Origin of the sequence: Planococcus lenghuensis (genome assembly GCF_001999905.1) — a bacterium.
Lineage (GTDB): Bacteria > Bacillota > Bacilli > Bacillales_A > Planococcaceae > Indiicoccus > Indiicoccus lenghuensis.
The window spans coordinates 3,426,020-3,447,579 of record NZ_CP019640.1 but is presented as its reverse complement, the minus strand read 5'-3'; the positions used below and the strand labels follow the sequence as shown (position 1 = coordinate 3,447,579).

Genomic DNA, 21,560 nt, shown 5'->3' with positions numbered 1-21,560 from the left:
AGGAAACAGAGCGTGGTGAAGCAGGAAGCCCTAACAGTGCCGGAAATGCTTTCAGCTAGATGTAAACGGTATCCGGATAAAGAGTTTTTGGTGGTGGAGGACTTGCATGGCGGAATTGAGCGGCTGACTTACCGGGAATTCCAGGAACTGGTGCAAAAGCTCGCGACGTTACTGCAGGAATACGGAATTCAAAAAGGAGATAAAGTACTATTACATTTGCCAAACGGATCTGCGTTTATGGTATCGTGGTTTGCCATTCTCTCTGTTGGCGGTGTGATGGTGCCCACCAATATTTTATCAACTGAAGAAGAGATGAAATACTTAGTCACTCATTCTGAGAGCAAAATAATCATTTCGGAAAAAGAGTATGAAGAGAAGTTCAGCACATTCCGTCTGCCACTGCTTTTATCTCGGCTTGGTGAAGAGCGAAGAGGAATTTGGCTGGAACAGGAAGCTGGAAAAATGAGGTCGTTACCGATCCCGCTGCAGCTTGCCAGTGGAGATGAAGCAGCGATTCTCTACACATCGGGAACGACTTCAAAACCTAAAGGCGTCGTGCTAACGCACAAAAACTATCTACATACTGGTAAACAAATGGCGAAAATATTGCATTATCAACAGACAGACAGAATGCTGATTGCGCTGCCGATGTTTCATGGCAACGGCCAATATTACATGGCAATGCCGGCTCTATATACGGGAGCAAGCATCGCAATTACTGAAAACTTCAGTGCAACAAATTATATAAAACAAGCCAAGCGGTTGGAAGCGACTATTGGATCCCTCTTTTCAGCACCAATTCGTATGATTTTGAAAAAAGAGTTCGACCCGGCAGATGCAACCAATAGTCTGAGAGCAGTGATTTATGCCCAAGGACTGACCGATGGACAGTACGAGGCATTTTCAAGACGATATGGCGTAGAGCTGTGTCAGTTATACGGCATGACTGAGACAGTAGCAGTCCCGCTGATCAATTTATCAAAACGGGATGAACACCATGCAAGCATCGGAAAGGAAGCAGGTGGTTACCAGGTAAAACTCCGTGGAGAGAATGGAAAGGAAGTCCCGGCTGGAGAAGCGGGAGAGATTACGATCGCCGGTGTCCCGGGTGAAACAATTATGAAAGAATACTTCAAAAATCCGGGAGCCACCGATGAGGCGATCCGGGAAAATTGGCTCTACAGCGGAGACATAGGAAGGAAGGACCCGTTAACTGGTCTGTATTACTTTGTTGACCGGAAAAAGGACATGATGAAACGGGCCGGGGAGAATATTGCTGCCGGGGAAGTGGAAACGGTGCTTAACGAACATGATGCGGTATTTGAAAGCGCTGTCATATCAGTGCCGGATCCGATGTATGAAGAAGAAATTCATGCTTTTGTTATCCTGAAAGACGACAACACTACTGGCTCGGAAGAGCTGATAGATTGGTGCCGGAAGCGACTGGCAAAGTTCAAAGTACCCCAAGCCATTCACATTACCGAAGAATTCCCACGTACTTCTGTCGGGAAGATTCAGAAACATCAGCTGAAAAATTGGATTTAAGGAGGAGTTAATGAATGGTAGAAGTTAAAAATCCTGAACAATTGAAGCAGAACCCGGTTGCTGTCCCTGTGAAAAATAATCCGCTTGCCCGGTTGGCAAATTTCTTTGCACAAATGGCCGAAAAATGGCTGCCTGATGCGTTTGTCTTTGCCATTTTACTGACAGTTATTGCTTTCGTCGCCGGGATTGTTTTTACGGATGCAGGTCCTTTTGATATGTTGCTTTATTGGGGTGATGGTTTTTGGGCACTTTTGACTTTTACTGCACAGATTATTACAACATTCGTCATGAGCTTTGCCCTTGCACTGACAAAACCAGTTTCCAGAACTCTTGAGAGTATTGCTTCAAAGTGTAAAACCCCGACTTCGGCCATTCTGCTTGTCACCTTTACGGCGCTTGGTGCATCACTGATCAGTTGGGCATTCGGTTTAGTCGTCGCGGGAATAATGGCAAAACTGGTGGGTAGAAAGGTACCTGACGTCGATTACAGGGTATTGGTTGCAGCGGGTTATTCAGGATTTATCATCTGGGAAGGCGGCTTGTCTTCTTCCCCGGCGCTATTCGTCGCAACTGCCGGCCACGTATTCGAAGGGGAAATTGGAATCATTCCCATCACAGAGACGTTACTATCTGCCGTTAACATTGCGATTGTCACCATCATTTTCTTGACACTACCTTTTGTCATGCGGTTAATTCATCCTAAAAACCCGGCAGACCGTTACATAATTGATCCGGTACTGCTGAATGATCAGGAGGAAGAAGAAAAACCGACAGAAAGCGTAAATAATCCGAATGATAAAATTGAAAAGTCTCGATTAATTCCACTGATTGGCGGGTTTCTTGGTTTAAGTTATTTAGTGAACCACTTTTTCACTAACGGTTTTGCCCTTGATTTAAATACAGTGAATTTAATGTTCCTCACTGCTGCTTTACTGCTTTTCTCGAACGTCCGGGAACTCGCTGACGGTCTTCTGAAATCCGTCAGCAGCGTTGGCCAATTTGTTTTGCAATATCCATTCTATGCAGGAATTATGGGGATGCTGGCTGCTTCAGGGCTTGCCGTCTTGCTCGCAAACTTCTTTATTGATATTTCCACCGCTAAGACGCTGCCGCTTTGGACATTCCTATCGGCAGGACTTCTGAACATCTTCATTCCTTCAGGCGGTGGTCAATGGGCAGTGCAGGCGCCGATTGTGGTGCCGGCTGCACTGGAAATGGGTGTTGAACCTGCAAAAGTTGTAATGGCTGTTGCTTGGGGAGATGCATGGACCAATATGATTCAGCCATTCTGGGCAATTCCACTTTTGGCGATAGCAGGGCTGAAAATCCGCGACATCATGGGTTATACGCTTGTTGCCCTGCTCTATAGCGGCGTAGTTATTGCAGCATGTATGATGCTATTTAGTTAGCACCCACTTTATTTCTTTCTGTAATCAAGGATTCATGGTGCACAAAATAGATGCATGAATCTATCTTCGTCTGCTACTGCCTGCCAACACAATTCCATTAATGAAGAAGGAGTGAAAAGAGATGGCGGAAATTTATAAAAAAGAAATTCAACTGAAGGACTATCCGAAGGATGTGCTTTTGAATTTCTACAGAACAATGGTGAAAATCCGGAAATTTGATGAAAACCTGATCCGGTTGATGCAGGAAGGGAAAGTTTCGGGGTTTTATCATTCTGGTATCGGTTCAGAAGGCCTGTCAGCGGGTTCTATCCGGGAAAATCTGCGTGATGAGGATTATATCTACTATAACCACCGAGGTTGCAATCAGAAGATTGCTAAAGGTGTCCCGCTCTCTAAGATATACGGTGATTTTCTTGGAACAACAGAAGGGACAACGAAAGGGCTTGGCGCCGGTATTGTCCACAGTGCCGACCCGGCAAGAGGCGTAATGGGGCAGGCCGGCACCATCGGTTCGCAGTTAGGAATCGGAATAGGCACCGCGTATGCTTCGAAATTCAAAGGAACAGACCAAGTGACGGTAATTTATTTTGGGGATGGCGCTGCATCAAGGGAAATGCTGCATGGCTCATTGAATTGGGCAGGACTATACAATCTGCCAGTCATTTATATCTGTGAGAATAATGAATATGCAATCTCCTGCCATGTATCTGAAACTCATGCTGTAAGAGAACATATTGCAGACTGGGCATACGGCTATGGCATTCCGAATTGCGTAGTGGATGGGAATGATGTGCTATTGATGCACGAAGCTACGAAGGAAGCCGTGGAACGGGCAAAAAGAGGGGAAGGTCCAACGTTCATCGAAGCACAGACATTCCGTCATCGCGGTCACTTTGAGGGGGATCCGTATGACTACGTCGATGGTGAATTGTTGAAAGATTGGAAAGAAAACAAAGACCCGATCCGGAATTTTGTTTCGCGATTGCTTCTGGATAAAGTCACTGATGAACAAGAGTTAAAAACAATTGATCAGGAAGTGGAGCAGGAAATTCTGGAGGCCATCAAAAAAGCGGAGTCCGCACCGCAACCTGAACCTGGCAGAATATATGAAGGACTATTCGCGTAAAGGAGGAGAATAAAATGAGAACAATTAATATGCGGACAGCTCTGTTGGAAGCATTGAATGAAGAAATGGAACGGGATGAGACTACGCTGATTTTCGGAGAAGATGTCGGTAAATTCGGCGGTATTAACAAAGTGACACAAGGATTATACGAGAAATATGGCAACCGGGTATTCGATACGCCGATTGCTGAGCCGACTATAATCGCAGCGGCGGTCGGAATGGCGATTACAGGAAACGCACGTCCGATTCCAGAGCTACAGTTCGGTGATTTTGCTGGAATCGCCTTTGATGAAATTTTTAACAAAATGGGCAAATGGCGATTTATGCATGGAGGGCAGATGGAAATGCCAATCACGCTCCGTCTTCCAGTAGGAATTGCCGGCGGTGCAGGCCCTGAACATTCTCAGAGTCCACAGGCTCTATTCATGCATGGCCCCGGGCTGCATATCGCGATTCCTTCCACCCCTTATGACGCGAAGGGGCTGCTGAAGACGGCGATTCGGGATAATAACGCTGTCTTATTCTTCGAACATAAGATACTCTATGACATGAAAGGGGAAGTGCCGGAAGAAGAATATTTGATCCCGCTCGGAAAGGCGGATATCAAAAGGGAAGGATCAGACGTGACAATCATTGCCACCGCTCTTCAGGTCCATACAGCGCTGGAAGCCGCTGAAGACTTAGTTGCAGATGGCGTTGAAGTCGAGGTGGTCGATCCTCGGACGCTGGCACCTCTGGATATGGAAACCATTTTATCATCTGTGCGGAAGACAGGGCGGGTACTGATCGTTCATGAAGAATCAAAGACAGGCGGGTCCGGAGCAGAAATCACTGCTCAAATTCAAGAAGAAGCTCTTTTCGATTTAGCTGCCCCAATTCGACGCATCGGCAGTCCAGATGTACCGATCGCCCAGAACATTTATCTTGAACAATTCTACCGGCCGAGTAAAGAGCAGATCATTCAAGCTGTCAATGATTTGATGGAATACTGAAGAGTGCTGCAGGGAATCAGACCGGTCAGCTGCCCCTGCGTTTGATTCTCTGCCAAACTGAACGACGCGATGGGAGGCAGAAGAATGTATGAAGTGAAAATGCCCCGGCTCGGCGTGACGATGCAGAACGGTATCATTACGGACTGGCTGGTGAAAGAAGGAGAAGAAGTCAGCAAAGGCGATTATTTATTTGAGTTGGAGACAGAAAAGTCAAACCTAGAGATTGAAGCGCAGGAAGGCGGAGTCCTGAAAAAAATTCTTGTTCCGCCCGGAAAAGAAGTACCGGTGAACACAGTCGTCGCCGTCATTGCAGGAACAGATGAAGAAGTGGACCTTTCCCGCTATGAGGAAAAAGAAAGAGCCAAGCCATCTCCTGCGGCCGATAAAGAAAAAGAAAAAGCTCCTCAGCAGCGGCAGTCATCTACCCGGCAAGGCGGCATTGCCCCCCGGGCCCGCAAATTAGCAAAAGAACTGGGAATTGCGTTAGAAAACATAACCGGGACCGGGAAAGACGGAATCATCACTGAAAAAGATGTCCGGGAAGCTTCATCCGGCGAGACGGAATCCAAGCCATCCATCGAGGTAAAAGAAACGATTTCGCTTACAGGTATTCAAAAGACGATGGCCACCAACATGCTGAACAGCTGGCAGAACATCCCGCAGTTCACTCAGATTGTGTCCGTGGATATGACGCAGGCGATGGCCGTGAAAAAAGAACTGGACAATGTATCCCTGAATGACATCATCATCAAAGTGGTATCCAACGCTGTAAGTGCGTACCCGTTCGTGAATAGTCGATTGGAGAACAATGGAAAAGAAGTTACGGTATATGATGAGGTCAATATCTCTGTGGCAGTAAATAGCCCGGACGGACTCGTCGTTCCTGTGGTCAGAAATACAGAATCAAAATCAGTGCAGGATATTTCAACTGAAATCCGGCAACTGGTTCAGAAAGCGGAAAACAAAAGCCTTTCTGCCGAAGATTACGCTGATGGCACGATCACCGTTTCTAATCTCGGAAGTTTCGGAGTTGAGACGGGCACGCCGATCATCAACAGTCCGCAGGCAGCCATTGTCTTTGCTGGCGCAGTCAAGAAGACTCCGGTCGTCGGCGATAACGATGAAATCAAAGTGGCGCCGATCATGATGCTGTCCGTTTGCTATGACCATCGCTTTATTGACGGGGTGAAAGGCACAGAATTCACAGGAGAATTGAAAAAAGTTTTCGAGAACTTGAACACGGATTCTCTTAGCTGATTGAAAGGAGATCACGTATGCGATTAAAAGACAAAGTCGCAATTATTACCGGAGCGGGAAGCGGACAGGGCAAAGCTGCAGCAAAAATATTTGCTGGCCAAGGTGCAAGAGTGGTGGTGGCGGAAATGAATGAAGAAGCCGGCCGAGAAACGGCAGAAGAAGTAACGGCTGCAGGCGGGGAAGCATTTTTCTATAAGACCGATGTTTCTGACGAAGCAAACGTCAAAGCACTGGTGGAAGAAGTGCAGAACCGGTTTGGATCGATTGATGTGCTGTTTAATAACGCAGGCATCGGTTTTTCAGCACGGTCCCGTTATAAAATGGCGTCTATTTTGGAAACGCCACTCGAGGATTGGAACAGTATTTTGAGCATCAACCTGAACGGTGCGTACCTAATGTCCAAACATATTATTCCTGTTATGATCGAACAGAAACGCGGGAGTGTTATTAATAATTCTTCACTGAACGGAATTATCGGTGTGAGCGGAGCAGACGCCTATACAGCATCAAAAGGGGGTGTCGTCGCACTCACCCGGGTGATGGCTGCGGATTATGGGAAATACAATATCCGGGTCAATTGCATCTGTCCAGGAGCGATTAATACGCCGATGATCCAAGAAGTGCTGAGTGATCCGGAGATTGCTAAAAACTATGAGGCAGGACCGCTCGGACGAGTGGGTGAACCAGAAGAAATTGCATATGCCGCCTTGTTTTTGGCTTCAGATGAGGCGAGTTATGTAACGGGGCTCATTATGCCGGTCGATGGTGGCTGGAGCACTGTTTGAATAAAAACTCAGCAAATAAATGCTCAACATCCGGTAAATCGATATCACAAAAGACGCGCCATTCTCATTAGGAGAATGGCTTTTTATGTTGTCGGTTTTTGAGCGAGAAGCTATTAGCGAGGAAACGAGCAACATTAACTATTGTGGCGTTCAAGATGTTACGTTTTCATGCTCCGGTAGTCTAATACTGTCGGTTGTATTTGAAAGGGAATGGCTACAATCTTACGGAAACATCTTGCGAGGTCTCAACCGATTTCTATTCATATTCTGTTGAAACAGGGTCCAATTTGCGGATGTCAAATTCATTGTCGTCGCACAAATCGCATAGAAACTTCGCATATCAAGGCAGGCAGTCACACGTTTACAATCATTCCATTGATTCCATCCTTCGTAAATTTTCTGTAGTCCTTTCCTGCTAAAAGAATCTTGTCTGTAAAGCTCACTGGTATTTATTCCGGTCCGAACGGATCGTTTTTTGAAACAACTTACTTTATTGGATGAACGAACAAACTTGAAATGCTATAATGAAAGCGCATTCAATTAACCGGAGCTGTCGGGCTGCCCTCAGAAAATACATAGCGCCAGACAGAATAAGCAGAAGTGCCGGCCAGGAGGTGAAAGGGCGGGGTACATAATCATTGTTCCAAGATGTCGAAATAAGAGCCTTATATGGAAACAGCACCCCAATTCAGAAAGGAAGTTGTTCATGAAGAAATTAATGATTTTCTCACTCATCTTTTCCTGTCTGTTATTCATCGTATCCCCTGGAACACAAGCGCTGGCGGCCAAGAAAGCGGAAAAAGCGGAAATCCCGGTCCTGCTGTACCATGTCGTCTCGCCGACTCCTGACCCGGATAACCTCTATCAATTCAGTCTGGAAGAATTCGAAAAGCAGATGGCTTACCTGAAAGACAATGGCTACCGGACGCTGACCATCAAACAATACTTCAATATCCTGTATGGAAATGCGGCAATGCCGGCCAAGCCGATTCTGCTGACGTTCGATGACAACTCCTATGACTTCTATCCAAATGTCTATCCGGTCCTCGACAAATACGACATGAAAGCGACGCAATTCACGGTGTCGGACTGGGTGAATGGGAGCTGGAACATGACGGCGGACGAAATCACGACGGTCATGGATAACGGCATCGATATCCAGAACCATTCTGTGACTCATCCGTTCCTGACGCAACTGAGCTACGAAGCGCAGTATGCTGAAATCAGCGGTGCCACGACGGCACTCAAATCCCTGACAGGCAAGACGACGAATGTATTCGCCTATCCGTACGGCGCTTACAACGCGGATACAATTGCTGTCCTGGATGAACTCGGCTTCGAAGGCGCCTTCACGGTAGCGGGTGGCTTGAGCACAAGTGAAAGCGAGCGTTACGAAATCCCGCGCATCATGATTCTCAATGGCGACACGCTCGATGATTTCGTGCGGAAAATCGAAACGGGTTATTGAGTTAATGCATTCAAGTCAGACGTCTGTTCCTCTTTGGGGCAGGCGTTTTTTTGCTGATGCATCCTCTTAGTCGGTTCAGCGCTCCTCTTTCACGAGCTGCATATTTACCATCCCCGAAGAATCGGAATCTCTCGCTGTTCCGGCAGCCACTTACATTCTCTGCCCATGGCTGTTCCTTTCAAAGAAACGTTTTTACAGACAGATGTCAGCTGCTGTTGAAGATACAATATTGAAAATTTTCTTGACTATGAATACGCTTCCATATATGATGGAAAACAAGAAAATGATAAGGTGATGGCTATGGTTTCTTCTAAAGATGTAGCAAAGCATGCCGGCGTTTCCCAAACGACGGTTTCCCGGGTGATGAATGAACCGGACAAAGTGAATAAAAAAACGCTGCATAAAGTGAATGCGGCAATGAATGAATTGGGGTACCGGCCCAACCTGATTGCCCGGTCGCTGGTCAATAAGAAAACCCACTCCATCGCCTTGCTGTCGGGACCGCTGTACAATCCTTTCTTTGCCGACACTACGACGTCCATCGTGAATTTTGCCAAAGGGAAGGGATTCAATGTCAATGTCCATTTCGAGAATTTCGGGGACAATATGTCCGTTTACCAGGATGTGCTGAGCCATCAGGTTGATGGCATCATCCTGTCTTCCGTCCTTTATGACGATCCGATTTATGATGAGTTAAAGAAATTGGATATTCCGTTTATCATGTTCAACCGGCGGCATCGCGAAGATGGTCATTTTATCGAAATGGATAATTTTCAAGCCGGCCGGCTGGCAGCAGAGCATCTGCTCGAGCTGAATCATCGGAATATTGTTTGGATGGGCGGCCCGCTAACGATGTCGACCTTCCAGGGCAGGTATGAAGGGTTTAAACATGTGCTCCAGGAAAACGATATTCCGTTTGGCCCTGAAAACATCCTCATCACAAACACCAGCAAAGCCGCGATTTTCGAAGAAGCGCATGCGCTCATGTCCAAAAAGAACCGGCCTACCGCCATTTTTGCCGCGACTGATTCCATTGCCATTTACATGATGGATTTTTTGATCGAGCGGGGCTACAGCATCCCGGAAGACATCAGCATTCTAGGCGTGGATAATGTCGAATTGAGCCGCCATCACTCTTTCCAGCTGAGCACGATCGGAACGGTGACTGAGGAAAATCTGGGCCGCGTGGCGATCGAACATTTAGTGGACATCATCAATGGCAAAGGAAACGAAGAAATGCCATTCGTCCAGAAGACATTGCCGACGAAATTGTTTAAGCGCAACACGACCAGCCGGCTTTGATTTTTTCAACAGTGAAATGAATACGTAACCATTCAGTGAGAATTCCAAAGGAGCTGAAACGATTGTCCATACCTGAAGCATATTTACAGACACTGACCCATCAGTCGGATGTAACGTATCCGCTGTTCAACCCGCATACACGGGAAAAAATCATGGATATCCCCGAATGCAGCAATCAGCAGATGGAGGAAGCCATTGAAAAGAGCAAGCAGGCATTTTCGAAAATGAAAGCCCTGTCATCGGCTGAAAGGTCAATGATACTGGAGCAGACCAGTAAATTCATAAAGGAAAACAAAGAAGAATTTGCCCGGATCATTACGCTGGAGTCCGGCAAACCGATCCGTCTCTCCCGTTCTGAAGTGGAACGCACCATTGAAACACTCTATTTCGCCTCATTGGAAGCCCGGAAACTCGAAGGCGAATCGATCCGGATGGACGCCGCAACCAATGGCGGCGGGCGGGATGCTTACACGGTTTTTCAGCCGATCGGCATAGTCGGGGCCATCACGCCATTTAATTTCCCGCTGAACTTGGTTGCCCATAAAGTGGGACCGGCACTCGCTGTGGGGAATGCCATTATCGTGAAACCCGCAGAGAAGACGCCGCTTTCCGCCATCAAACTGGCTGAAGCTTTTAAAAAAGCCGGACTCCCGGAAGATGCCTATCAAGTCATTACAGGAGAAGGACCGCGGCTCGGAAAAGTGCTGATCGATCATCCGGACGTCGCGAAACTGACATTTACCGGCAGCCCGCAAGTGGGGGAGCTGATCAAATCCCAGGCGGGACTGAAGAAAGTCACGCTGGAACTCGGCAATAATTCGGCGCTGTATATCGACCGGTCCGTACGCGGCAAGCTCGGGGAAATCGCTGGAAAAGCGGTTGCCGGTGCCTTTGCTTATAACGGGCAGGTCTGCATCAGCACCCAGCGCATCTATGTTCATGAAGACGTGAGCGAAGAATTTTTAACGCATTTTAAGCGGGCTGCAGAGTCGCTGTCCTACGGCGACCCGAACGATGAAACAACAGACTTATCGGGGGTGATTGATGGGAAGTCACAAGACCGGATTGTGAACTGGATTTCGGAGGCTGTCAGGGACGGCAGCGAGCTGGTCACCGGCGGAAACAAGTTTGAGAATGGACTGCAGCCGACTATCCTGAAGAATGTGCCGGCTTCTTCGAAAATTTCCTGTCAGGAAGTATTCGGGCCTGTTGTTCTGGTGAACACAGTGCAAGACGCCGACGCGGCGCTGGCGGCGATGAATGACAGCCAGTATGGATTGAATGCCGGCGCATTTACGTATGACTTGCCGCAGGCATTCAAACTCGCCCATGAATTGGAAGTGGGGCAAGTGCTCATCAATGATGTGCCGACATTGCGGTTTGATCATATGCCGTACGGCGGTTTGAAGTCATCAGGCTACGGTTACGAAGGCATCAAGTATGCGATGCGCGAAATGGTCCATATGAAATTTATCAGCATGAATTACACTTTTTAGGCGGTGGACGATGTACACTTTTTCGTACGAAGAACAAAGGCGGAAATTGCCGGAATCGCTGCTCGTCTTTTATCCGTACCTGGTGACGGAATGGGCGGTTACTTATAAACCATTGCCTTTTACCAAGCAGCGGACCGAGAAAAAGATGCTGATTTCAAACTTGGTGAAAAAGGAAACCAGCTTGTTCGAAATCGACAAGAAGTCGCTGGTTCCTTTCGAGAAAGAAGATGATTCACTGACATTGCCCGGGCATTACCCGGAATCGGAAATAACGGAAGTCGGGTTTGAGCTTCTGAAGAATTACTATATGCATAAAAGAAAAGTCTGGTCTTATCCGAAACCGGATATGGTCAAATCCTATTTGCTTTATATCCCTTATCTCGTCTATACGAAGACCGTAAAAGGAGAAGAACGGACCTACTTTTTCGAGACATTCAGCGGCAGTGAAGACTTGCTGGATAAATACAAGGAAGTGGAAAGCTACCTGAAGGAACGGGAGGTGATCAAATGACGATGCTCTATATCATTGCAGGTGTACTGCTGACGACGTGGATTGGAATGGCCATTATTTTATTCGGCACAAAATTATTGGATTAAAAGTCAGGTAAAGGAGAGGATTTTATTGGATTCAGTCACAGTATATTCGTGGATTTTTATCGCGATCTTCATTCTCGGCATGCTTGTTTTCGGCTACCTCGGGATGAAGAAAACGCATTCTGCTGATGATTTTGCAACTGCCCGGTCCAGCTATGGCCCAATTACAATCGCCCTTGTCATCAGTGCCGGTATCTCCAGCGGTTCCACTTTTATGGGGATGCCCGGCCTGGCCTATGGCATCGGAGCGCCGAGTCTCTGGTATCCGATGCTGTATCCGGTTGCGACGGTCATCGGTATGCTGTTCGTCGCAAAAACCATCAAGATTTATGGAGATAAATTCGGGACGAGAACGATCCCCGATTTTATCGGAGAACGGTATAATAGCGAATTTCTACGGATCAGTTTAACCATCATTTCCGTTTTGCTCATTTTCTATGTTGTTTCACAGTTCGTTGCTGCTGCTACCATGTTCCAGGTCATGATGGGATTGGAGTATGGAGTGGGATTGATCATCACCGGCGTTGTCCTGGCCGTCTATGTCTTCATGGGTGGCTCGCATTCAGACATCATGACAGATGCTGTCCAAGGTTTTTTGATGGTCATCACCGCAATCATCGTCGTCATCGCTTTCGTCTCCAGTGTGGGAGTGGCTGGAGGATTCGGCGATATGATCTCGCTGATCGATGAACGCAATCCGGGTGGCGGATTCGATAATCTGTTTATCCCGGGGGATGCGACATACGGCTCCTTCTGGCTCGTCGGCCTGTTATTCGTTGCTCACTTGCCTTTCAGCATCCTGCCTCACCTGGGCAATAAATTCCTGGCAGTCAAGTCCAGTAAGGACATGAAAAAACTGATTATGTACTGTACCATTTTCGCGACGATTTTGCCGCTGATGGGATTAGCCGGTCTCTTGGGAATCGCCGTTTTGGATCCCGCCTTGGATATCCGCCCGGACCAGGTCGTTCCGGTGCTGTTCCAGGAGATTTTCCCGCCAGTCATTGCCGCCTTTTTAGCGGTTGCCGTCCTGTCGGCGATCATGTCCACATCTGACGGCCTGATCGTTTCCCTGACGCAATTGCTGGCGAATGATATCTTCCGGAGAACAATCGTGCCGCGTACGAATATTTCAAAAGAACGATCGGAAAAACTCGAACTGGCTATCAGCCGATATTCCACGTTCCTGGTGATCATCATTGCGATTTGGATGGCTTGGTCGCCGCCGCAGTATTTGGCTGTCTTCCTGTGGATCGGTATCGGGGGAATTGTCTCAGCCACGGCCGGACCTTTGGTTGTCGGCGGTCTTTGGAAGCGGGCGACAAGAGCGGGTGCCACTTGGTCATTGATCGCCGGAACGGTTGCGTACTGGGTGATCTACTTGCCATTCGGATTCGATGTCAGCAATCCGTTCGCTGCCGCAGGACTTGGTGTTCTCATCAGCATGTTCGTGATGATCATCTACACGCTGTTCATCAGTCCTTCAGTGGAAGACGAAAAAGTGGATTTGGCGGAATCGTTCGATTCCTGATAATGCCGGTAAGCTGAAAGGAGCACATGCCAATGAACCAATTCATATCACCCAAGCAGATTTATCACGGGGAAGGTTCCTTGGATAAGATAGAACTGATCTTAGAGGAACTTAACGTCGAAAAAGTGTTTCTCCTCACAGATGCGATCTTAAAAGAACTGGGCGTGATCGATCCGCTGCTGGCGCATTTTGAGAAAGCGCAAGTGGAAGTGGAGATATTCACGGGAGTCGTGCCGGAACCTTCGCTTGAAACGGCTAATGCTGTGCTGGAAGCAGTGCGGAACAGCAAGGCGGATCTGGTAGTGGGCACAGGCGGCGGCAGCGCACTGGATTTAGCGAAAACCGCTGCCGCCCTCGCGGAGAACGAAGGCCATGTCGAAGATTATCTGAATCTGACCGGCAAAAAAACATTGAAAAACAAAGGATTGCCGAAAGTGCTGATTCCCACAACGGCAGGCACAGGCGCCGAAGTGACCAATATTGCGGTCTTTTCCCTGGAAGAATCAAAAGACGTCATCGCGCATAATTACCTGCTGGCCGATTATGCGATTGTCGATCCGGCATTGACATACTCACTGCCGCCGAAAGTGACTGCCGCCAGCGGAATCGATGCGTTCACGCATGCGCTAGAAGCATTCACTTCCGTTAACGCAACGCCACTGACGGATACATTGGCGATTGATGCGATGACCCGGATTGCCGGCAGTCTCAGAACGGCCGTCTGGGATGGACAGGACAAAAAAGCCCGGGAGGAAATGGCGCTTGGCAGTTTAATCGCCGGACTCAGCTTTTTCAATGCCGGGGCGGCGGGCGTCCATGCACTGGCTTACCCGATCGGCGGATTGTTTAAAGTTCCCCACGGGGAATCCAATGCGGTGCTTTTACCGTATGTCTATGACTTCATCTGGCCGGCCTGTCAGGACAAAATGGTGAAAGTGGCAGCGATTTTCGGCCTGCCAGCCGAAGGGAAAAGCAAGCAGGAATTGGCGCTGGGGGTTGTCAAAAGCCTCCGGAAGTTGGTTGAAGATGTCGGAGTTCCAACAAGACTTCCCGAATACGGCATCAATGAAGAGGATATCGAACGGCTGTCGGTGAACGGAGCCGCACAAAAACGGCTCCTGGCCAGAAGCCCGAAAGAGCTGGATTTGAATGCGATCCGCACCATTTATACGAATGCCTATCATGGCCGGTTATCCAGCTGACTTGACCATTGGACGAGAGGGGTGCAGACTCTATTAAAACTCGTCTTTGGCTCGTCCGGTAAATGGATAAACCTGAAACAGAAAGGGGATCACAAAGTCGTGAAAGTGATTAAAGCGGGTAAAACACAGGAAGAAGTTACACAGAATGACCAAAAAACAGCGAAAATCGTCGCCGAGGCAATTGCGGATGTTGAATCCAGAGGAGACGCTGCGGTCCGGGAGATGTCCGAGAAGTTCGATAAATGGTCACCGGCATCGTTCCGCCTGTCCGAAGAGGAGATTCAAGACATCGTAGCGCAAGTGTCGGATGATGTAATCGAAGACATTAAGTTTGCTCAGAAAAATATCCGGGAGTTCGCGGAAGCCCAGCTTGCTTCATTGCATGATGTGGAAGTTGAAAACATCCCGGGCATCATCCTCGGCCATAAAAACATTCCGGTCGACAGTGTCGGGTGTTACATTCCAGGAGGGCGCTATCCGATGGTCGCGAGTGCACACATGAGTGTGCTGACAGCTAAAGTGGCGGGCGTCAAACGGGTCATCGCATCCACGCCGCCGATCAACGGGGAAATCCCGAAAGCGACCGTGGCTGCGATGCACTTGGCAGGAGCGGATGAAATTTATCTGCTCGGCGGCATCCAGGCTCTCGCTGCGATGGCGATCGGCACAGAAACCATCGAAGGCGTCGACATGATTGTCGGGCCGGGTAATATGTTCGTCGCCGAAGCGAAACGCCAGTTGTTCGGCCGTGTCGGCATCGATTTATTCGCAGGGCCGACGGAAACACTCGTTGTCGCGGATGAAACAGCGGATGCTGAGATGATTGCGACCGACTTGCTTGGACAAGGGGAACACGGCCCGACGTCCCCGGGCGCATTGATCACCACTTCTGAAAAACTGGCCAATGAAACGCTGGAAGAAATCCAGCGCCAGCTGAAAACCTTGCCGACAGCCGATGTGGCAAGCGTTTCATGGGAAGATTACGGGCAGGTCTATGTGGTGGACAGCATCGAAGAAGCCCGCGTCGAAGCAGATAAACTTGCGTACGAGCACGTGGAAATCCTGACGGAAAACCCGGATTATTTCCTGGAGAACATGACGAATTACGGCTGCCTGTTCCTGGGGCCGGAAACAAACGTTGCCTATGGTGATAAAGTGATCGGTACCAATCACACACTGCCGACAAAAGGGGCAGCCCGTTATACAGGCGGCCTGTGGGTCGGCAAGTTCATTAAAACCGTCACTTACCAGAAAGTGACGACGCCGGAAGCCAGTGCGGAAATCGGTGAAGTGGCAGCCCGTCTGTGCCAGCTTGAAAACTTTGCGGGCCACGCGGAACAGGCACTCCTTCGTGTAAGACGCTATGGTAACAAGGAATAAGGTCCGGTAAGGAAAATGCTGGTTAAGAACTTAGTTAGTGCATTCCTTCTTGCATTCTGAGTTCATATATTTTACTCTTGGCTCTCTGGATGTGGAATTCCGGAAGACTTTCAAAGAAATAATGTTTCATGAATCTTTGTCCATACGTGAGTCCTTTATATTGGATTTGAACAGGTACTACTTGTTCCATATCCTGTATAAAGGACTTTTTGTTTCAAGGTTCATGTTTATTGAAATCTTATGGGAGTCAGATAGTGAACTTGCATTACTGAAATCTTTTTTAATAATACATTGAACACAAATACGTTTTCCGCTAAATTAATAATCCCTAACCTTATTAGAATTGTTAGACTAAATTGATAATTAACGAAAATTTCTCTGAAAAAATTTAAGTTTAGTTTATAGTTAATGTAACCGGGGAGGTGGAGTATGTGTTTGATCTTCAGGTAATTGGCACACAAATTGTCGAAGAACTTTCTTCATTAATCGACAAGAATGTCCTTGTTACAGATAAAAACGGTTTTGTCATTGCGAGTACCGACCCTGTACGACTTAACACTTTCCACGAAGGAGCCTCTATCTCTATGAGAGATCAGAAAGAGCTGCACATGACTAAAGAAATGTGTGAGAGACTGAAAGGGGTAAGACCGGGGATAGTAATGCCCATTATCATCTCACAAATGCCGATTGGTGTGATCGGGGTAACGGGAAAGCCATCCGAAGTGGAAAAGTACGCAAAACTTGTTAAAAGAGTAGTGGAACTTTTTGTGACGGATTTTTTATCGAGACAAGAGAAAGAGCGGGGGATAAGAGAATCGGAGTTCTTTTTTTTCGATCTCATCATGGGGAATATATCAAAAGAGATTCTTAAAGACAGGGCGAAGCTGATTCAATTGAACATATCAATATATCAGCGCATAGCTATTATTCAAACTCACAGAAAGTTCGAGATTTCTGATGTTGAACATTTTTTGCGCATCCAAACGATTCATCCCGATACAAAGATTATTCGCTGGGGATTGGAGCGGTTAGTGTTACTATTGCCGCAAGTATCCAAAAAGCAATTATGTGATGGTTTACAGCGGCTAACCAATCGGATTGAAAAATTGACAAAGCGAAAAACATTTGTTGGCATCGGTAAAGTGACCTCTTTTTACGAATTGAGTGATTCATTTCGACAAGCAGAAACAGCAGTGTCCGTATCTATCAAGCAAAATAGATTGGTTTTTGAAGAAGACCTTAAGCTGGAATTGTTATATTATTCAATTCCGCCGGAAGTACAAGAAGAATATATAAGCCGAACGATTGCTCCCTTACTGACAGAAAAGGAACTTTTACATAGCTTGGAGGTATGGATCCAAAGCACCGGCTCTCTTAAAGAAGTTGCAGATGAACTCCATATACATAAAAACACGCTAACCTACCGGCTTGCTAAAGTGGAATCTGTGTTAAAAGTGAATCTCCATGATAGTAATGATTTTGCAGTAATTTACACAGCTATACGGCTGCTTCGAAAAAAATGACACGCCAAATTGGCGTGTTTTTTTGGTTTAAAGCACAAAAAAACTTCAAATTAACTGATGAGATTTGTGCTAATTCATATATAAAACAAAATAGTTTGAATATTATAATTAGCATCATACACGAAAGCGTTATCAAAGGGGGTGTGGAATAAAGTGAAGGTACAGTCAAGAAAACCGTTTGAAGCAATAGTAGGGACAGAGAATATCAAGTATTCGCAAGCACAACTGCTCGCTTACTCCTATGACGCTACAGCCAATTTTCAGGCAAAACCGGATTTGGTTCTTTCGCCAAGAAATTCGGAAGAGATTTCAGAAATTGTAAAAATATGTGCAAAAGAACAAATCCCACTTGTTTCGAGAGGTTCCGGCACAAATTTGGCAGCCGGCACCGTTCCAAGTCAAGGCGGCATCATTCTGCTGTTCAATAAGATGAACCGGATTCTTGAATTGGATGAAAATAATTTAACGATTACTGTACAGCCAGGAGTAATCACTCAAGACATCAATGCTTATGTTGAGCAAAAAGGGCTTTTTTATCCTCCTGATCCAAGTTCTATGAAAATCTCTACTATTGGTGGGAATGTAAGTGAAAACTCAGGAGGATTAAGAGGGTTAAAATATGGTGTTACAAAAGACTATGTAAGAGCGCTTACCTTTGTTCTGCCGGACGGGGAAATTATGAAAGTGGGCGGAAAACTGGCAAAAGACGTAGCAGGATACGATTTACTGTCACTTTTAGTGGGATCAGAAGGCACTCTCGGAATCATTACTGAAATTACATTAAAACTCATACCGCTTCCTGCTTCTAAAATGACAGGTGTTGCGTACTTTAATTCGCTGGAAGATGCAGCAAAAACGGTATCTGCAATTATTTCTCAAAAAATAATTCCTGCAACATTAGAATTTATGGATAAGGGAACGATCAACGCAGTGGAAGACTTCATGAGTATGGGTTTACCGAGAGAAGCAGAAGCGATGCTTCTGATGGAGCAAGATGGGGACCCGGAACAAGTAGAGCGGGATATCCAGCAGATGATTGCAATTGCGAAAATGGAAGGAGCTACTTCCACAGCGCTTGCTTCATCGATTGAAGAGGCGGAACTTTTGAAAGCTGGACGGCGGGCTGCGCTGTCGGCATTAGCAAGAAAAAGGCCTACTACGATTTTAGAAGATGCAACAGTTCCCCGGTCTGAAATCGCAAAGATGGTCAGGGCAATTCAGGAAATTGCAGAAAAATACAAAGTTCAAATCAATACCTTTGGACATGCAGGTGATGGCAATCTCCATCCGACTTGTTTGACCGATGTTCGGGACGCAGAGGAAATGCATCGCGTCGAACAGGCCTTTGAAGAAATATTTCTTGCGGCCATCGAATTGGGTGGAACAATTACCGGAGAACATGGAGTAGGGGAAATGAAAGCCCCTTACCTGGAATGGAAAATCGGAAAAAGCGGCATTGAATTGATGAAGCATATTAAACAATCCATTGATCCGGGAAACATCATGAATCCTGGAAAAGTTTTTGCGAAAGAAACAAAGATGAGGCTGGTGATTCGAGGTGGTCACTGAATTACAGCATCGAATGCAGGAATCATTTAAAGAACATGTAAGCGAAGATCACTTGATGGATTGTATGAAATGCGGATTTTGTTTACCTGCCTGTCCGACTTATCTAATCACGGATCAGGACGAAACTCATTCTCCTCGTGGAAGGATCGCTCTGATGAAAGCAATGCGGGATGGGGATGTCGTATGGGATGGCTCGGTGGAGGATGCGTTTGATGTATGCCTGGGTTGCCGTGCCTGTGAACCCGCTTGTCCTGCTGGTGTCCAGTACGGTTCGTTAATCGAAGAAACGAGAGTGGCTATCCAGCAGGTGAAGCCGCAACATGTCGTAGCGAAATCAGTTCGGAAAGCAACGTTTGATGGAGTTTTTGCAGATCAAGGGAAGATGACAGGTACTGTTAAACTTGTACAGCTTTATCAAAAATCAGGACTGCAGAAGGCGACTAGAAAAATTGGGTTCCTCAATCTTTTTCCTCCTTTCATGCAGGAGATGGAGAGTGTGCTTCCGGCAATTGAAACGAAAAAGAAAAGAACATTTTCAGCAAAACCTAAAACAACTCGAGTTGCCTTTTTCACAGGCTGTTTAATGGATACGTTATTTCAGGAGACAAATAAAAGAACCATTGAATTATTGGAGTGGCTGGGAGCTGATGTGCAAATTCCGGCAGAACAGCAATGCTGCGGTGCATTGCACGGCCATAGCGGTGAACTTGAAAAAGGATTGCGAAATGCACGGAAAAACCTTGACGTTTTTGATTCAGATGACTTTGACTACATCGTTAACAATGCGGGAGGCTGCGGAGCTTTTCTGACAGAGTATGAAAATCACTTGAAAGAGGATAGCCAATATGCTGAAAAAGCAGCACAATTCTCTCGGAAAATGATCGATATTTCATCCCTTTTTGTCAAACTTGGCATGAACGCCCGTTTGAAAGAAATGAAATCTGAAGCTCATTCCATTGTGACGTATCAGGATTCCTGTCATTTGCGAAATGTAAATAAAGTGATTTTAGAACCAAGATCGCTTCTTATGGACGCGCCTGGTTTTGAATATAAAGAATTGATTGATGCAAGTAGCTGTTGTGGCTCTGCTGGAATCTATAATCTTTTACAGCCGGAAATGGCAAAGCGGATTCTGGACTTGAAGATGAAGGGAGTGAAAGAATTACAGCCGGCAAAAATCGTCACTTCAAACCCAGGATGTCTAATGCAAATGAATGTAGGGATCAAAAGGGAGAAATTAGAACATGAAATGCAGGCGGTCCATATTGTGGATTTTCTGTATGAAGCAATTCAAAAACAATCATAGGGGTGAATGGAATTGTTCAATCAAAAAAATGAATTTAAAAAATTTAATGTGACGGCTATTGGAATGTCTGCAGTATTGCTATTGGCAGCATGTGGTGAACCGGAGGCGGAAGCAGATGTCGCTGCAGGGGAAACAGGCGGCGCCTGTACAGAGGAATATAATTTGAAAATGTCAGTAACAGTTTCCGACTCTTCAACGTGGTATGAAGCTGCCGAGAAGCTGAGTACAGATATTGCAGAAGCAACTGATGACCGAATTACAATCGACATATTTGCTAATGAACAACTTTCTGGAGGAGATTCCGGGAAAGCGGTAGAAGGGCTGGCCAAAGGAACAATCGATCTGACATTTAACTCAACTATCATCTATTCGATTTTAGATGAGCGATTCGGTGTAGCTAGTGCGCCTTTCTTATTCAATGATCTGGAGGAAGTGGATGCTGTCTTTAACGGAGAAGGCGGTGAAATGTTCGAAGAGATTTTGGCTGAAAAAGGGATCCATTCTTTAGGCTTCGGACAAAACGGATTCCGTCAACTTACAAACAGCGTGCGCCCGGTTCAATCTCCTGAAGATATCGAAGGATTAAAGATCCGGATTCCTGGTATTGCAATGTACACAGACTTGTACCAAGAACTTGGAACCAATCCACAGACTATGACATTCTCAGAAGTATTTACTTCATTGCAGCAAGGAACAATTGACGGTCAGGAAAACCCGATCGATGTAATCCACTCTGCAAAACTGCAGGAAGTTCAAGATTACATTACAATGTGGAACTATTCTTATGATCCACTTGTCCTTGGGATGAACCAAGACTTGTATGAATCAATGTGTGAAGAAGACCAGCAATTGTTTGATGAATTGGGTGCTGAAGCAGCACAGTTCCAATTGGAACAGGCACGTCTGAAAGAAGAAGAACAAATCGCAGAACTTGAAGCGGCCGGACTCGAATTCTATACACCGACTGAAGAAGAGCTCGCACAGTTCCAAGAGGTGGCTCAACCAATCTATGATCAGTACGAAAGTGTATGGGGAACAGAACTTCTAAACGCGTTCCAAGGAGAGTAAGGGGGTC

17 protein-coding genes are annotated in these 21,560 nt (G+C 46.6%); all 17 read left to right on the top strand.

What is annotated here, in order from left to right:
* The first annotated feature begins 12 nt into the window (after window positions 1–12).
* Complete coding sequence (locus B0X71_RS17390) at window positions 13–1,545, top strand: class I adenylate-forming enzyme family protein (RefSeq protein ID WP_232336732.1); 1,533 nt, start codon at window positions 13–15, stop codon at window positions 1,543–1,545.
* 68 nt (window positions 1,546–1,613) lie between these two features.
* Window positions 1,614–2,954 (top strand): short-chain fatty acid transporter, encoded by a 1,341-nt coding sequence (locus B0X71_RS17385; RefSeq protein ID WP_232336731.1) that lies wholly within the window; start codon window positions 1,614–1,616, stop codon window positions 2,952–2,954.
* Window positions 2,955–3,075: 121 nt separating this feature from the next.
* Window positions 3,076–4,080 carry a thiamine pyrophosphate-dependent dehydrogenase E1 component subunit alpha gene (locus B0X71_RS17380; RefSeq protein ID WP_077590612.1) on the top strand — a complete coding sequence of 335 codons (1,005 nt, stop codon included), beginning with the start codon at window positions 3,076–3,078 and terminating at the stop codon, window positions 4,078–4,080.
* Between the two features lie 14 nt (window positions 4,081–4,094).
* Complete coding sequence (locus B0X71_RS17375) at window positions 4,095–5,072, top strand: alpha-ketoacid dehydrogenase subunit beta (RefSeq protein ID WP_077590611.1); 978 nt, start codon at window positions 4,095–4,097, stop codon at window positions 5,070–5,072.
* Window positions 5,073–5,156: 84 nt separating this feature from the next.
* Window positions 5,157–6,329: a dihydrolipoamide acetyltransferase family protein gene (locus B0X71_RS17370; protein ID WP_198038647.1), complete on the top strand. Its 1,173-nt coding sequence runs from the start codon at window positions 5,157–5,159 to the stop codon at window positions 6,327–6,329.
* 17 nt (window positions 6,330–6,346) lie between these two features.
* Window positions 6,347–7,114, top strand: coding sequence for an SDR family NAD(P)-dependent oxidoreductase (locus B0X71_RS17365; protein WP_077590609.1), 768 nt, complete (start codon window positions 6,347–6,349; stop codon window positions 7,112–7,114).
* A 706-nt stretch (window positions 7,115–7,820) separates the two neighbouring features.
* Window positions 7,821–8,582 (top strand): polysaccharide deacetylase family protein, encoded by a 762-nt coding sequence (locus B0X71_RS17360; protein WP_077590608.1) that lies wholly within the window; start codon window positions 7,821–7,823, stop codon window positions 8,580–8,582.
* Between the two features lie 300 nt (window positions 8,583–8,882).
* Window positions 8,883–9,884 (top strand): LacI family DNA-binding transcriptional regulator, encoded by a 1,002-nt coding sequence (locus tag B0X71_RS17355; protein ID WP_077590607.1) that lies wholly within the window; start codon window positions 8,883–8,885, stop codon window positions 9,882–9,884.
* A 68-nt stretch (window positions 9,885–9,952) separates the two neighbouring features.
* Complete coding sequence (locus B0X71_RS17350; RefSeq protein ID WP_332309481.1) at window positions 9,953–11,380, top strand: aldehyde dehydrogenase family protein; 1,428 nt, start codon at window positions 9,953–9,955, stop codon at window positions 11,378–11,380.
* A gap of 10 nt (window positions 11,381–11,390) precedes the next feature.
* Window positions 11,391–11,891 (top strand): hypothetical protein, encoded by a 501-nt coding sequence (locus tag B0X71_RS17345; protein ID WP_077590606.1) that lies wholly within the window; start codon window positions 11,391–11,393, stop codon window positions 11,889–11,891.
* A 111-nt stretch (window positions 11,892–12,002) separates the two neighbouring features.
* Window positions 12,003–13,505, top strand: coding sequence for a sodium:solute symporter family protein (locus tag B0X71_RS17340; protein ID WP_077590605.1), 1,503 nt, complete (start codon window positions 12,003–12,005; stop codon window positions 13,503–13,505).
* A 26-nt stretch (window positions 13,506–13,531) separates the two neighbouring features.
* Entirely contained in the window at window positions 13,532–14,707 is a 1,176-nt protein-coding gene (locus B0X71_RS17335) for an iron-containing alcohol dehydrogenase (RefSeq protein WP_077590604.1), read from the top strand.
* A 99-nt stretch (window positions 14,708–14,806) separates the two neighbouring features.
* Window positions 14,807–16,087 carry a histidinol dehydrogenase gene (gene hisD / locus B0X71_RS17330; RefSeq protein WP_077590603.1) on the top strand — a complete coding sequence of 427 codons (1,281 nt, stop codon included), beginning with the start codon at window positions 14,807–14,809 and terminating at the stop codon, window positions 16,085–16,087.
* Between the two features lie 431 nt (window positions 16,088–16,518).
* A complete protein-coding gene (locus B0X71_RS17325; RefSeq protein WP_077590602.1) occupies window positions 16,519–17,610 on the top strand; it encodes a CdaR family transcriptional regulator in 1,092 nt (363 codons plus the stop codon).
* Window positions 17,611–17,763: 153 nt separating this feature from the next.
* The gene (locus B0X71_RS17320) at window positions 17,764–19,179 is read left to right on the top strand and encodes an FAD-binding oxidoreductase (protein ID WP_077590601.1); all 1,416 of its coding nucleotides are present in this window, start codon (window positions 17,764–17,766) and stop codon (window positions 19,177–19,179) included.
* A gap of 13 nt (window positions 19,180–19,192) precedes the next feature.
* A complete protein-coding gene (locus B0X71_RS17315) occupies window positions 19,193–20,485 on the top strand; it encodes a (Fe-S)-binding protein (RefSeq protein WP_077590600.1) in 1,293 nt (430 codons plus the stop codon).
* A gap of 63 nt (window positions 20,486–20,548) precedes the next feature.
* Window positions 20,549–21,553 (top strand): DctP family TRAP transporter solute-binding subunit, encoded by a 1,005-nt coding sequence (locus B0X71_RS17310; RefSeq protein ID WP_408634151.1) that lies wholly within the window; start codon window positions 20,549–20,551, stop codon window positions 21,551–21,553.
* The last annotated feature ends 7 nt before the right edge of the window (window positions 21,554–21,560 follow it).

Bases quoted from the DNA above. Each gene is read 5' to 3' on its own strand.
- B0X71_RS17380 (WP_077590612.1), top strand. From the start codon at position 3,076: ATGGCGGAAATTTATAAAAAAGAAATTCAACTGAAGGACTATCCGAAG.
- B0X71_RS17315 (WP_077590600.1), top strand. From the start codon at position 19,193: ATGCAGGAATCATTTAAAGAACATGTAAGCGAAGATCACTTGATGGAT.
- B0X71_RS17345 (WP_077590606.1), top strand. From the start codon at position 11,391: ATGTACACTTTTTCGTACGAAGAACAAAGGCGGAAATTGCCGGAATCG.
- B0X71_RS17375 (WP_077590611.1), top strand. From the start codon at position 4,095: ATGAGAACAATTAATATGCGGACAGCTCTGTTGGAAGCATTGAATGAA.
- B0X71_RS17310 (WP_408634151.1), top strand. From the start codon at position 20,549: ATGTCTGCAGTATTGCTATTGGCAGCATGTGGTGAACCGGAGGCGGAA.
- B0X71_RS17365 (WP_077590609.1), top strand. From the start codon at position 6,347: ATGCGATTAAAAGACAAAGTCGCAATTATTACCGGAGCGGGAAGCGGA.
- B0X71_RS17335 (WP_077590604.1), top strand. From the start codon at position 13,532: ATGCCAATGAACCAATTCATATCACCCAAGCAGATTTATCACGGGGAA.
- B0X71_RS17360 (WP_077590608.1), top strand. From the start codon at position 7,821: ATGAAGAAATTAATGATTTTCTCACTCATCTTTTCCTGTCTGTTATTC.
- B0X71_RS17370 (WP_198038647.1), top strand. From the start codon at position 5,157: ATGTATGAAGTGAAAATGCCCCGGCTCGGCGTGACGATGCAGAACGGT.
- B0X71_RS17355 (WP_077590607.1), top strand. From the start codon at position 8,883: ATGGTTTCTTCTAAAGATGTAGCAAAGCATGCCGGCGTTTCCCAAACG.